This window comes from Psychromonas sp. KJ10-5 (assembly GCF_055808325.1).
Window position 1 is genome coordinate 2,534,069 of sequence record NZ_CM147864.1, and the last position, 14,346, is coordinate 2,548,414.

Sequence of the window (14,346 nt, forward strand, 5' to 3'; positions counted from 1 at the left end):
TTTACTAGGGTAATCCCAATAAAGTCGGCTTTTACTTATCAATCAGTATCGGCTAAGCCAATAAACGCATTATTGCTCTTCGCGTTGGAAAACTAACTCAGTGTCACTTGAAGCCGCTTCGACAAAGTAATATCCAGCTTCAGTGAATGCTTTCAGCTGTTCAATATCAGTAACTTCATTTTCCATGATATAACGAGCCATTAAACCACGCGCTTTTTTAGCATAGAAGCTAATCACCTTATACTGGCCATTCTTTTGATCTTTAAAAATAGGTGTAATGACTTTTGCTTTTAAGGCTTTAGGTTTTACAGCTTTAAAGTATTCATTTGATGCTAGGTTAATGAGGTATTGTGAATCTTGTGCAACTAACTGCATATTTAATTGCTCAGTGATCAAATCACCCCAGAATTGATACAGATTAGTACCACGCTCATTATCTAAACGTGTCCCCATTTCAAGACGATACGCTAACATTAAATCTAACGGGCGTAATAAGCCATATAGGCCAGACAAAATACGCAGATTTTTTTGTGCATATTGTAACGTACTTTCACTTAAAGTTTCCGCTTCAAGGCCAGTATAAACATCACCTTTAAAAGCAAACAAACATTGCTTTGCATCATTGTCTAATGAGAAAGGTGTTTTCCACTCTGCAAAACGAGCCACATTTAATCCAGCGATTTTATCACTGACTTTCATTAATGAAGCGATATCTTGCATCGATAATTCTTGGCAACGATCAATTAATCGCTGACTTTCGGACAATAAATTAGCTTCTGTAAATTCAGAAGTCGTTGCCGGTGTTTCAAAATCTAAGGTTTTAGCTGGAGAAATAACAACTATCATATTTTTTCCTAATCTTTAAAAAAATAAGGCAATAATCCTCAGCCCTATTTAACTTTCATTCACAGACATCAGTCGATAGTAAATTCATTTAAGCTATCCGAAGCAAGGTTAGAACTTGACCCAACTTTTAATTTAATCATTAAGCGTAGATCATTGGCTGAATCTGCATGTGCTAGAGCTTCACTATAACTAATTTTTGCTTCTGAATATAATTTAAATAACGCCTGATCTAAGGTTTGCATTCCCGCTTGTTTAGATGCTTTCATAATATCTTTTAGCAGGTGTCGTTCCCCTTTACGAATCGCATTAGATAATGCAGGTGAATTAACCATTACTTCAAAGGCAGCAACACTGCCTTTTTCATCTAAAGTCGGAATAAGACGTTGTGCAACAATTGCTTTTAAATTGACCGAAAGCTCGTTTAAAAACTGATTATGGCGTTCTTCAGGTATGTAATGTAGCATCTGCTCCAGTGCTTTATCGGTACTATTTGCATTAAGCGTTGCCATACTTAAATAGCCAGTTTGTGCATGGCTAATAGCATGCGACATGCTCACCGCACTACGAATTTCACCTTGTACAATCACATCCGGTGCTTGACGAGTCGCATTACGTAATGCTTCTTCAATCGAGTCAGTATCTAATCCCACTTCACGCTGCGTGACCACTGAGCGAGCATGCTCATGCACAAACTCAATGGGATCTTCAATGGTTAATATATGCCCAGATGCATGTTGATTACGAAACCCCACCATCGCGGCTAGTGTTGTAGACTTGCCAGATCCAGTAGGCCCAACAAATAACACTAAACCAGACTTAGCCATGCAAATCTCTTTCAGCTGATCTGGAAGGTATAATTCATCGCTGGTTGGAATCTTGTCGTTAATACGACGCACTACCATACCAGGATTATTTTTTTGCATAAAAGCACTAATACGGAAACGCCCTAGCCCTTCAAGATGTAATGCAAAGTTAGCTTCTTTTTGGCTTTTAAACTGAGCGATGCCTTGATCATCCATAGTACGCGCTAATAAATTATAAATATCTTCAGATGTCATCTTATCATCGGATAGGGAAGATAAACGCCCATTGAGTTTAACTGTCGGTGGTAAGCCCACTGAAATATAAAGGTCTGAGGCTTTTAATCGATCTAAAGAACTTAATAACTCATCTAGCATACCTACTCCTTAAAATGTTTTAGGATCCATCGCTTTTGAAGCTGCATCTTCATAAGCCACAAAACCTTGAGCAACCAAATCTCGTAAACATTGGTCTAACGTCTGCATTCCGTGGACTTTACCCGTTTGTATAACCGAGTACATTTGCGCCACTTTATCTTCACGAATTAAGTTTCGAATAGCTGGAATACCAATCATAATCTCATGAGCCGCAATACGACCACCGCCATTTTTCTTTAACAGCGTTTGTGAAATAACCGCACGTAATGATTCTGATAACATAGAACGCACCATGGCTTTTTCAGCAGCAGGAAACACGTCAACAATACGGTTAATGGTTTTTGCAGCTGAAGTGGTATGTAAGGTACCAAACACTAAGTGACCTGTTTCAGCCGCTGTTAAGGCTAAACGAATTGTTTCTAAGTCTCGCATTTCACCAATCAAAATAACATCGGGATCTTCACGTAATGCACTACGTAGCGCCATTTCAAAGTTTAATGTATCTTTATGCACTTCACGTTGGTTGATCAGTGATTTTTTAGCTGTATGTACAAACTCAATAGGGTCTTCGATAGTTAAGATATGCTCATTACGAGAATCATTAATATAATCGACCATCGCCGCCAATGTAGTAGATTTACCTGAGCCCGTTGGGCCTGTCACTAATACCAACCCTCGAGGGTAATCTGAAATATCTTTAAAAATAGCAGGTGCACCTAGTGCTTCTAAAGTTAACACTTCACTAGGGATGGTACGAAATACCGCAGCAGAGCCACGATTTTGATTAAAGACATTCACACGAAATCGAGCAAGATCTTTAATTTCAAAAGAGAAATCTGTTTCTAATAGCTCTTCAAAGTCTTTACGTTGCTGATCACTCATTATGTCATAAATTAAATTATGCACTTCTTTATGCTCTAAAGCAGGCATGTTTATTTTACGTACTTCCCCATCCACACGAATCATTGGAGGAACACCTGCAGAAAGGTGTAGATCTGATGCTTTATGCTTTACACTAAAGGCTAATAATTCCGTTATATCCATAATTTAAAAATCCTAATAATATGACTAATATACCTAACAATATCGTAGCTGTTGAACAAAAAATAGCCCAAGCTAGTATAAAAGCACAACGCCAAGACAAAGTGCGGTTATTAGCAGTAAGTAAAACCAAGCCGGTTTCCTCAATTAAACAAGCTTTCTTACAGGGTTTATCTCACTTTGGAGAAAACTATGTACAGGAAAGCGTAGAAAAAATTCAACAAATAAAAACAGATCCCTCTTTTGATAAACCGATTCACTGGTATTTTATTGGTCCATTACAGTCCAATAAAACACGACCAGTCGCCGAGCATTTTGATTGGGTGCAAAGTGTTGACCGTTTAAAAATAGCACAACGCTTAAGTCAACAACGCCCAGATGATATGCCGGACCTTAATATTTGCTTACAAGTTAATATTAGCGGAGAACAGAGCAAATCGGGTACTACTTTATCGCAAGTATTAGAATTAGCTGCACAAGTTCAAGATCTTCCGCGCATAAAACTTCGTGGTATCATGGCGATTCCGCAAAAAAGTGACGACCCAAAAATAGTCGAGCAACAATTTTTAGCATTGCATGAGATTTACCAAACCTTGCAACAGCAATATAAAGATATTGATACGCTGTCGATGGGAATGAGTGGTGATTTAGAAAGTGCAATTAAATGCGGCAGCACCATGGTACGCATTGGTACCGACATTTTTGGCGCACGATAAACGTTAATAGAAAGGAAAAACATAATGCAAGATAAGAAAATCACCTTTATTGGTGCAGGCAACATGGCTGGCAGTATCATTAATGGTTTAGTAAAAGGTGGCTACCCTGCCAACTTGATTTGCGCATCAGCACCCAGTTTAACCAATACTCAAAAACTAGCGGACGACCTTGCAATTACAGCAAGCCAAGACAACAACCAATCAGCATCTTGGGCGGATGTGATTGTGTTAGGTGTTAAACCACAAATGATGGCCGATGTATGCCAATCATTAGTTGATGGTGGCGTTGATTTTACTAATAAATTAGTTATTTCAATCGCAGCCGGTGTGTCAGTGACACGTTTCCAATCAGTGTTAGGAGAGAGCACCGCTGTTATCCGTACTATGCCAAACACCCCTTCTTTATTACAAAAAGGCATGACAGGTCTATTTGCATCTCAACAAGTCTCTGCACAAGATAAAGACTTTGCTAGTGAATTAATGAGCGCCGTGGGTGAAATTGTGTGGGTTGAAGATGAAGCCCAAATTAATGGTGTGATTGCAGCAGCAGGTTCAGCGCCCGCTTACTTTTTCCTATTCATGGAGTCAATGCAAAAGAAAGCAATGGAAATGGGTTTCAGTAAAGAAGATGCACGTTTACTAGTCCAGCAATCAGCCATTGGTAGTGCAGAAATGGTAAAACAAAATGCTCACTTAGACCTTGAAACTTTACGTAATAACGTTATATCTAAGGGAGGTACAACTGCTGAAGCTATTCGTACCTTTAACGAACTCGACTTACCAGAAATCGTAGGTAAAGCGATGCAAGCGGCATCAGATCGTGGTGCAGAAATGGAAAAACTATTTTAACCCATTGCAATAAACATTCTATAAAAGGTAGAAATAAATGAATGCAGTTAACTTTTTAATCGATACCGTATTTGATCTGTATCTAATGGTTGTTTTACTACGCGTATGGTTACAATTGGCTAGAGCTGATTTTTATAATCCGTTTAGCCAATTCATCGTAAAAGCAACGCAACCTGTTGTTGCTCCTCTACGTCGTATTATTCCGCCAATTGGAGGGTTAGATACCGCCACGGTGTTATTTGCATTTGTTGTTGCAGTTGCAAAGATCTTAGTGCTCAGTGCTGTACTTAATTACGGTATTAACGTACCTATTGTCTTAGCTTCTGGATTATTTATCTTAGTAACGGCTATCTTTAAAATGCTTTTCTGGGTGTTAGTTATCCGCGCAATCTTAAGTTGGGTTAGTCAAGGTCAACATCCAGTTGAAGCCGTAATGATTCAACTAACGGAGCCGCTACTTCGACCTATTCGTCGTATCATTCCTCCATTAGGCGGTTTTGATTTATCGATGTTAGTTGTATTACTAGGCTTACAATTCGTAGAAAAACTAGTCACAGATCTACTAGCACAAATACTTGGTTAATCACCTCTGAATACCCATATTCAAGCAGTATGGCGAAATATCCTCGCCATACTTACCTCCTCTTCATAACTTTCCTTCACCTCAGCTAACAAAACAGTATAATTACCTAACCAACACTAAAAAAATCAAATACGCTTCACTTTCAACATCAATGTTAGGAATAAAAATGAAACAGAAATGGGTACTGGCAACAGGCAATCAAGGCAAAGTAAAAGAGATGAGCGAATTACTCAATAGCTTTTCAATTGAGGTATTGCCGCAAAGCCAATTTAATGTGCCAGATGTACCAGAAACCGGTACGACTTTTGTTGAGAATGCGATCATTAAAGCACGTCACGCGTCTAAATTGACTGGCCTACCAGCTATTGCTGATGACTCTGGTTTAGAAGTAGATTTTTTAAATGGCCAACCAGGCATTTACTCTGCTCGTTACTCAGGTGAAGCTGCGACAGACAGAGAGAACATCGACAAATTACTATCGAAATTAGTCGGTATTAACCCAGAGCAACGTAAAGCACGTTTTCAATGTGTACTGGTTTATATGCGTCATGAACTAGACCCGACACCAATTATTTGCCAAGGCACTTGGGAAGGTAGCATTACAGAAGAGGTATTCGGGGAACAAGGTTTTGGTTATGACCCAATATTTTGGGTTGAAAGTGAACAATCAACCTCAGCTCAGCTGACTAAACAGCGTAAAAGTGAATTAAGTCATCGTGGTAAAGCGTTAACTCAATTAGTGAGTTTATTAAAAGAACAATTATCAGCTAACGTGTCATAACGATTACATTAAATATATTATCTAAATTTTTCGCTGAAAAAACAGTTCAATTCAAGGCGAAAATTGACGTAAATAAAATAGATAAGCTATTTATTGTGATTGGTATGAACTCAGCTTTCACCATACAAGTATTTTAAAGCGACTTTTATAGTCGCTTTTTAGATTGGAAAAATTAATGTTACAACTTCCCCCACTCAGTTTATATGTTCATATCCCTTGGTGTATTGAAAAATGCCCCTATTGTGATTTTAATTCTCACAAACTAAAAGGAGAGATACCTGAGCAAGAATACTTAAATGCATTAATTGATGACTTAAAACAAGATTTACGTTTTGTGCAAGGACGCCGTCTATTTAGCATTTTTATTGGTGGCGGAACACCAAGCTTAATTTCAGCATCGGGTATTAAATCGCTATTGGATAATATCCAAACGTTAATTCCATTTAACGATAATATTGAGATCACCCTAGAAGCTAATCCAGGTGCCATTGAAAACCAAAAAATTGCAGACTTCAAAAGCGCAGGTATTAATCGCTTTTCATTTGGTGTACAAAGCTTTCAACAAGAAAAACTCACCAAGCTTGGTCGAATTCATGGGGTCGATGAAGCTAAAACAGCGGCAAAGCAAGCCCACCATGTAGGAATGAAAACCTTCAATCTCGACTTAATGCATGGTTTGCCAAACCAAAGTTTAGAAGATGCAATGAGTGACTTAAATACAGCGATCGAGCTTAATCCAACTCATCTATCTTGGTATCAATTAACCATTGAACCAAACACTCAATACTTTTCTCATCCACCTAAATTACCCGATGATGAAACACTTTGGAGTATTCAAGAAGCCGGTCTGAAATTATTAGCAGAGCATGGCTATCAACAATATGAGATATCTGGTTATAGTCGACCAGGCTGGCAGTGTCAGCACAATTTAAATTATTGGCGTTTCGGTGATTATCTAGGTATTGGCTGTGGAGCTCACGGCAAGCTGTCATTACCACTTGAAAACAAAATAGTGCGAACCACTAAAATAAAACATCCAAAGGGCTATTTGAATCCCTCTCGGGCTTACATGGACGACTGCATTAACGTTAACAAAGAAGATTTAGTCTTCGAATATATGATGAATCGTCTGCGATTAATGGAAACCTTCTGTTTTTCTGAGTTTGAAGATTACACAGGATTACCCCGTGCAGCGTTAAATCCAGCACTCCAACAAGCAGAAAAAAATGGATTATTAAAAGTGCAGTCTGAAACCTGCCAAGTAACAGAATTAGGCCATCGTTATTTAAATGAATTATTAACCATGTTTATGGATTAACTAACGGATATTTGAATATGCAAACAAACAATAACTCTAACAGCATTAAAAAAGCAGAATTCCTCGGCGGGGCAAAAGCAGCTGTGCCTTTGATCGTGGGGGGAATTCCTTTTGGTATTTTATTTGGCACCCTCGCTCCAAGCAGTGGCTTATCAGTTTGGGCAACCATGGCGATGTCATTAATTGTATTTGCCGGGTCAGCGCAGTTTATTGTGTTAGCACTGATTGCAGTGCAAGCTCCTTTAGAAGTTATCCTATTAACCACTTTTGTAGTGAACTTACGCCACTTATTATATGCGACAGCCTTAGTGCCTCATATTAGCCATTTGTCACTTCCATTGCGTAGCTTATTGGCCTTTGGTTTAACCGATGAAACCTTTGCAAATATGAGCCAACGCTATCAACCTAACTCACCATTAGGTGATGATCACCAGTTTGCCCACTTCTTCTATCTTGGCTCTATGTTTAGTTTTTATGTCAGCTGGTCATCTGCCACGGCAATAGGATTAATATTAGGCAATGTTATCCCAGATATGACCAGTTGGGGGTTAGAATTTGCTATGTCTGTCACCTTTATTGGTATGGTTATTCCATACCTCAACACAAAAGCGATGTTCAGTGCCATGCTAAGTGCTGCTATTGCTTCTTTATACTTTGCTCATTTACCTAATAAATTAGGCTTAATTGTGAGTGCATTAATTGGGGTTGCTATTGGCTTAACTGTTGTACATTTTCAAAAAGCATCTATTCCGCAGGAGAAGCAAATATGAATGAAGTTTGGTTAATTGTAGGTATGTTTGTGATCACTTTCGGGATTCGATTTATTATGTTCGCATTTGCAGGCAAAATCACCTTTCCAATCTGGATGCAACAATCCTTAAAATTTGTGCCACCAGCGGTATTAACAGCCATTATTGTTCCAGCAGTAGTGATGCCTACGGGTGAGATCGACTTCAGTTGGCACAATGTCTATCTACTCGCCGCAATATTTAGTGTTGTGATTAGTGTGGTCACTAAAAGCCTACTTAAAACTATCTTCTTTGGTATGTTGCTATTTCTATTACTGAAATTTTTGATGGGCTAATATCAACTATATTAAACACCAACAAAAAAGCCGATGTGGTTTAAACATCGGCTTTTTCATTTAAGGCTAACGGGTAGCTTGAGTTAATAGCTTACTCTGGTGCTGGGCCGTCTTGCTCTTGAGTTTCTGGTGTTAGTACTGGTTTAGCCAGTAAAATCTCACGTAACTTGCCATTTAGCTCTTCAGCTAACGCTGGGTTTTCCTGTAAGAATTTACAAGCATTAGTCTTACCTTGACCAATTTTGCTACCGTTGTAAGCGTACCAAGAACCTGATTTTTCAACTAACTCTTGCTTAACACCTAGGTCGATTAATTCACCCAAGTTGTTAATACCTTGACCGTACAAGATTTGGAATTCAGCTTGTTTAAATGGCGGTGATACTTTGTTTTTAACCACTTTAACACGTGTTTCATTACCGGTAATTTCATCACCATTTTTAACAGCACCAATACGACGAATATCTAAACGAACTGACGCATAGAATTTAAGTGCATTACCACCTGTAGTGGTTTCAGGGTTACCAAACATAACGCCAATTTTCATACGGATTTGGTTAATAAAGATAACCATCGTATTAGTTTGTTTAATGTTACCAGTTAATTTACGTAATGCTTGCGACATTAGACGAGCTTGAAGTCCCATGTGAGAATCCCCCATGTCTCCTTCAATTTCAGCTTTTGGTGTTAACGCCGCAACCGAATCGACAATCACCACGCCAACAGCGCCCGAACGTACTAACATGTCACAGATTTCTAACGCTTGCTCACCGGTATCTGGTTGAGAGATTAATAGGTCATCAACATTTACGCCTAATTTTCTTGCGTAAGATGGATCAAGTGCGTGCTCAGCATCGATAAATGCACAGGTTTTGCCTTGCTTTTGCGCTTCAGCAATTACTTGTAATGTTAATGTCGTTTTACCTGAACTCTCTGGACCGTAAATTTCAACAACACGGCCGTAAGGTAAACCGCCTATGCCTAAAGCAACATCTAGACCTAATGAGCCAGTTGACACTGATTCAACTTCCATCATGGCTGCTGCACCGTCTCCAAGACGCATGATTGAACCTTTACCAAATTGCTTTTCAATTTGGCCTAACGCCGCCGCTAATGCTTTATCTTTATTTGCGTCTTGACTCATTATTCTCTCCAGTGATTGGGTTTTTACTGTATATGCAAGCAGTATACTGACCATTTATACAGTATCAAGTTTTTTATTCAAAAAAGGGTTATATTTATACTGATCCTAGCGCATCCGCGTTCTCTATTAAACCTAAGAGTGCTAAACGAATGGCCTGTGTTCTTACTGCACTTCGATCACCAACAAACAGGTAACTCTCAGTTTTATGACCGCTATGTGCGTTATACCAAGCAATACATACAGTGCCTACAGGTTTTTCTTCGCTACCTCCATCGGGCCCTGCAATACCACTGATTGCGACAGCGATATCTGCATCTGAATTTTTTACTGCGCCAATGGCCATTGCATTAACCACTTCTTTGGAAACTGCGCCAAATTCATTAATTAAATCTGGATCAACACCTAGCATCTGGGTTTTGGCACCATTACTATAGGTAATAAAACTACGATCAAACCACAGTGAACTTCCAGAAATTTCAGTAATAGCGTATGCTACACCACCACCGGTACAGGATTCAGCGGTTGTCGCTACTAAGCCAGCATTAGTTAATTTTTCACCTAATACTTGCGCTAATTCTTGAACGGTTTTTTCAGTCAGCATAGTTTTCCGCCTTTTTTAGAAATAGTTATTTTAAGTGTATTCATTATGAAGCCAACAGCGCAAGAATTAAAACAACATACTCCCATGATGCAACAATTTTTAACCTTAAAAAGTGAGGTACCAGACACCTTACTATTTTATCGTATGGGAGATTTCTACGAATTATTCTTTGACGATGCACGTAAAGCATCACAATTATTAGGCATCTCTCTTACCCAACGCGGTAAAACCGGTGGTAATGCAATCCCAATGGCCGGTGTTCCTTATCATAGTGTAGAAGGATATTTAGCAAAGCTAATTAACCTAGGTGAATCCATTGCCATTTGTGAGCAAGTTGGCGACCCTGCCACTAGCAAAGGTCCAGTTGAACGTAAAATTGTACGTATCATTACGCCAGGTACGATCACAGACGAAGCTTTGCTAGATGATAAACAAGATAACTTACTGTGTTCTGTGTATCAGCAAGGTGATAACTTCGGCATCGCATCTCTTGATATTGGTAGTGGTCGTTTCATTGTTAATGAATTTACTAAAGCAGAGGCACTACAAGCAGAGATACAACGCTTGAATCCGGCAGAGTTGCTTTATCCAGATAACTTTGAATCAATAGAACTGATTGAGCATCTACCTACGATTCGTCGACGTCCAGAGTGGGAGTTTGAATTTGGTACCTGCAAGAACTTATTAACGCAACAATTGGGCACACAGGATTTAGTAGGTTTTGGCATTGAACAATCACACTTTGCAATTTGTGCCGCTGGTGCCGTATTACAATATTTAAAAGATACCCAGCGTACCGCCTTAACGCATATTCAATCGGTGACACTAGAGCAAAGTACTGACACCGTTATTTTGGATGCAGCGACGCGTCGTAACTTAGAGCTTACCTTTAACCTCTCGGGCGGAACCGATAACACCTTAGCACAAGTACTTGATACCACTGTTACCCCTATGGGTAGCCGTTTATTAAAACGTTGGATCCACCAGCCAGTACGTAATCTAACTGTCCTTAATTATCGTCAAACCATGATCCAAACATTAATGGATTTTGATTTAACTGATGCCTTATCAATTCCACTAAAACAAATTGGTGATATTGAACGTGTCATTGCACGATTAGCATTACGATCTGCGCGTCCACGCGACTTAACCCGTTTGCGTTGTGCTTTTTCTTTATTACCTGAGTTACAACACCTTATTGCAGAATTACCCAAAGAGTTGGTTACAACATTAAGTGAAGAGATGGGAAATTATCCTGAATTACTCAACTTATTAGAAACAGCCGTCATCGATAATCCTCCCGTATTAATTCGTGACGGAGGAGTCATTAAAGAAGGTTATAACGAAGAACTAGATCATTGGCGTAACTTATCCAAAGGTGCAACGGATTACTTAGAAGCGCTTGAGCAACGTGAACGTGAAAGCACAGGGATTAGCACCTTAAAAGTGGGCTATAACCGAGTGCACGGTTACTTCATTGAAATTGGTCGTAGCCAATCAGATAAAGTACCTGAGCACTATGTGCGTCGCCAAACCCTTAAGGGGGCAGAACGTTACATTATTGCGGAACTAAAAGAGCACGAAGAAAAGGTGCTATCTAGCCAAGGTAAAGCATTAGCATTAGAGAAGAAGCTTTATGAGCAACTTATCGACCTATTACTACCACACTTAAGAAGCTTACAATTTACCGCAAAAGCCCTAGCTGAGTTAGATGTGCTTAATACCTTAACTGAACGAGCATTAACCTTGAATTACGTTCGCCCTGTTTTACAGAAAGACAACGGCATCAATATTCAAGAAGGCCGTCACCCAGTAGTGGAGCAAGTGAGTAAAACACCTTTTATTGCCAACCCAGTTAATCTGCATAATGACCGACGTATGTTGATCATTACAGGTCCGAACATGGGCGGTAAATCAACCTACATGCGCCAAGTTGCTTTAATGGTATTGATGGCACATATTGGTAGCTTTATTCCAGCAGAAAGTGCAACTATTGGCCCTATTGATCGAATTTTCACGCGTATTGGTGCATCCGATGATTTAGCCAGCGGACGTTCAACCTTTATGGTTGAGATGACTGAAACGGCTAATATTTTGCATAATGCAACACCTAATTCATTAGTATTAATGGATGAGATTGGCCGAGGAACTAGTACTTTTGATGGTTTATCACTTGCCTGGGCTTGTGCAGAGCAACTGGCTGAGAAAATTCAAGCTTATACCTTATTTGCAACACATTACTTTGAATTAACTCGATTACCAGAAACTATTCCAGAGTTAGTCAATGTACATCTTGATGCCGTAGAGCATGGTGATAGCATCGCCTTTTTGCATGCCTTACAAGAAGGTGCTGCGAATAAGAGTTATGGTTTACAAGTTGCAGCCCTAGCAGGTGTCCCAAAATCAGTATTAGATAATGCAAAAACGAAGTTACAGCAATTAGAAGCATCTTCAATACAGGCTCAAGACAGCAATACAAACCAAGCAGTTGAAACACTAACAGTACCGAGTAATCCTCAAGGTAGTTTAGACTTTACAACTATTGAAGAGCATAAAGCCGTGACGCTATTAGCGAGTTTAGACCCTGATGAATTAACTCCTAAACAAGCCTTAGCCGCTTTGTATCAACTTAAAGAGCAACTATAAAAATATCAATGAGTTTATCTGTGTTCAAACAGATAAACTCATTTTATTCACTCCCTCATCACTTACAACTACTCCCCTACTCTGTTCACTAAACCCATAGATTTACCCGAAAAACTCAATAATCTCATTTAACTCTCAATTCTCGCCAAGTGTGACAGTAATATTTCAAAAAAATTATCAAATTATTACAATTGAAATATTTCTGTCACATTCCTCTGTTCTAATCGCCACGATAAAAAAATAAACAAATTAAATAATTGAAAACATCACGTTAGTAATAGGCTTAATAATTATGAAAAACGAAAATCACAACACAACACTAAATCAATACTTCAATTGGGCTGCAGTGGTGTTTTTAGTTTACTGTATGTTGGTTGCTGTTAGCAGTGTAAGTAGCGGCTTCAAACTATTTTCTGGTGGTGCTGCAGGCGCTGCTGAAATATTTCAATTTGCGAGCAACCCGTTAGTTGCACTTATTTTAGGGACATTAGCAACTGCATTAGTACAATCATCTTCCACTGTTACCGCTGTAACTGTTGGCCTTGTTGCAGGTGGATTACCTATCTCAATTGCAATCCCATTAATCATGGGGGCAAATATCGGAACAACAATTACTAATTCTATTGTGTCAATTGGTCACGTCCGTAACAGTGATGATTTTAAACGTGCCTTCAGTGCCGCAACTGTACATGACTTCTTCAACCTAATTGCAGTACTTATCTTCCTACCATTGGAGTTAATGTTTGGTTTATTAGAAAAAATGGCCGGTGCAACTTCACACCTATTAGTTGGCAGTGCAGATATGTCGTTGAAAGGTTTCAACTTTATGAAACCTTTAACGAAACCTGGCGTAAATGTTGTGTCAGATATTGCATCTGTTATACCAGGTAAGTTTGCTGGTATTGCAATGGTCATCATCGGTGTGACACTTATTTTATTCTCTGTTACTTTCCTAGGAAAAGTCTTACGTAAAGTATTAGTAGGCAAAGCAAAAGCTGTATTACATAGCGCATTAGGTAAAGGCCCAGTAGCAGGTATTACATCTGGCGCATTAATGACGGTAATGGTGCAATCCTCTTCAACAACAACAAGCTTGATGATTCCATTAGCCGGTAGCGGTATGTTTACCACACGTCAAATCTACCCTTTCACATTGGGGGCAAATATCGGTACAACCATTACAGCGCTATTAGCGGCTACCGCTATCTCAGGCGAAATGGCAGAAGCAGCATTAACCATTGCTTTGGTGCACTTTCTATTTAATTTATTGGCAGTAATCGTGATTTACGGTATTCCATTCCTACGTGAACTACCGTTAAAAGGTGCTGAAAAATTAGCTGAAGTAGGCACTAAGAACAAGTTCCTCGCCTTTGGTTATGTGATTGGGACTTTCTTTATCTTACCGGGTCTAATTTTGGTAGGTGTTCGTTAATTATAACTAGGTTTCCCATTTTTATTATAAAAGCGACTTTCGAGTCGCTTTTATCCTTTCTATAATATGCCTGTTAGCAAACAATCTATTAGTAGTGAACTCTTGTAAATTCAGCTTATGATAGTTGATT

14 protein-coding genes are annotated in these 14,346 nt (G+C 39.1%); 9 read left to right on the plus strand and 5 right to left on the minus strand.

The window, feature by feature from the left end:
- Positions 1-69: 69 nt before the first annotated feature.
- The 3 genes from yaaA to AC0L3W_RS11155 all read right to left on the minus strand — a co-directional run bounded on the left by yaaA (position 70) and on the right by AC0L3W_RS11155 (position 3,068).
- Positions 70-846 carry a peroxide stress protein YaaA gene (gene yaaA, locus AC0L3W_RS11145; RefSeq protein WP_409438873.1) on the minus strand — a complete coding sequence of 259 codons (777 nt, stop codon included), beginning with the start codon at positions 844-846 and terminating at the stop codon, positions 70-72.
- A gap of 68 nt (positions 847-914) precedes the next feature.
- The gene (locus AC0L3W_RS11150) at positions 915-2,024 is read right to left on the minus strand and encodes a PilT/PilU family type 4a pilus ATPase (protein ID WP_290039387.1); all 1,110 of its coding nucleotides are present in this window, start codon (positions 2,022-2,024) and stop codon (positions 915-917) included.
- A 9-nt stretch (positions 2,025-2,033) separates the two neighbouring features.
- Positions 2,034-3,068, minus strand: coding sequence for a type IV pilus twitching motility protein PilT (locus AC0L3W_RS11155; RefSeq protein ID WP_290039388.1), 1,035 nt, complete (start codon positions 3,066-3,068; stop codon positions 2,034-2,036).
- Positions 3,069-3,088: 20 nt separating this feature from the next.
- Here AC0L3W_RS11155 and AC0L3W_RS11160 point away from each other — a divergent pair, with 20 nt between their 5' ends.
- From AC0L3W_RS11160 to AC0L3W_RS11190, 7 genes are all read left to right on the plus strand, one after another.
- Positions 3,089-3,781 carry a YggS family pyridoxal phosphate-dependent enzyme gene (locus AC0L3W_RS11160; RefSeq protein WP_409438872.1) on the plus strand — a complete coding sequence of 231 codons (693 nt, stop codon included), beginning with the start codon at positions 3,089-3,091 and terminating at the stop codon, positions 3,779-3,781.
- A gap of 24 nt (positions 3,782-3,805) precedes the next feature.
- Positions 3,806-4,630 (plus strand): pyrroline-5-carboxylate reductase, encoded by an 825-nt coding sequence (proC, locus tag AC0L3W_RS11165; RefSeq protein WP_290039390.1) that lies wholly within the window; start codon positions 3,806-3,808, stop codon positions 4,628-4,630.
- 37 nt (positions 4,631-4,667) lie between these two features.
- Entirely contained in the window at positions 4,668-5,213 is a 546-nt protein-coding gene (locus AC0L3W_RS11170; RefSeq protein WP_290039391.1) for a YggT family protein, read from the plus strand.
- Positions 5,214-5,379: 166 nt separating this feature from the next.
- Positions 5,380-5,994 (plus strand): XTP/dITP diphosphatase, encoded by a 615-nt coding sequence (locus tag AC0L3W_RS11175; RefSeq protein WP_290039392.1) that lies wholly within the window; start codon positions 5,380-5,382, stop codon positions 5,992-5,994.
- Between the two features lie 175 nt (positions 5,995-6,169).
- Entirely contained in the window at positions 6,170-7,312 is a 1,143-nt protein-coding gene (hemW, locus tag AC0L3W_RS11180; protein ID WP_409438871.1) for a radical SAM family heme chaperone HemW, read from the plus strand.
- 17 nt (positions 7,313-7,329) lie between these two features.
- Complete coding sequence (locus AC0L3W_RS11185) at positions 7,330-8,082, plus strand: AzlC family ABC transporter permease (RefSeq protein WP_290039394.1); 753 nt, start codon at positions 7,330-7,332, stop codon at positions 8,080-8,082.
- Complete coding sequence (locus tag AC0L3W_RS11190; protein WP_290039395.1) at positions 8,079-8,396, plus strand: AzlD domain-containing protein; 318 nt, start codon at positions 8,079-8,081, stop codon at positions 8,394-8,396. The genes AC0L3W_RS11185 and AC0L3W_RS11190 overlap by 4 nt, the downstream gene beginning before the upstream one ends.
- Positions 8,397-8,487: 91 nt before the next feature.
- Here AC0L3W_RS11190 and recA read toward each other — a convergent pair whose 3' ends face one another.
- Together recA and AC0L3W_RS11200 are read right to left on the minus strand one after the other, a co-directional pair.
- Complete coding sequence (gene recA, locus AC0L3W_RS11195) at positions 8,488-9,537, minus strand: recombinase RecA (protein ID WP_409438870.1); 1,050 nt, start codon at positions 9,535-9,537, stop codon at positions 8,488-8,490.
- Between the two features lie 94 nt (positions 9,538-9,631).
- A complete protein-coding gene (locus AC0L3W_RS11200) occupies positions 9,632-10,138 on the minus strand; it encodes a CinA family protein (RefSeq protein WP_290039397.1) in 507 nt (168 codons plus the stop codon).
- 45 nt (positions 10,139-10,183) lie between these two features.
- Between AC0L3W_RS11200 and mutS the strand changes: the two genes are divergently transcribed.
- Positions 10,184-12,784 carry a DNA mismatch repair protein MutS gene (mutS, locus tag AC0L3W_RS11205; RefSeq protein WP_409438869.1) on the plus strand — a complete coding sequence of 867 codons (2,601 nt, stop codon included), beginning with the start codon at positions 10,184-10,186 and terminating at the stop codon, positions 12,782-12,784.
- 286 nt (positions 12,785-13,070) lie between these two features.
- Entirely contained in the window at positions 13,071-14,216 is a 1,146-nt protein-coding gene (locus AC0L3W_RS11210) for a Na/Pi symporter (protein WP_473575073.1), read from the plus strand.
- Positions 14,217-14,346: the final 130 nt, after the last annotated feature.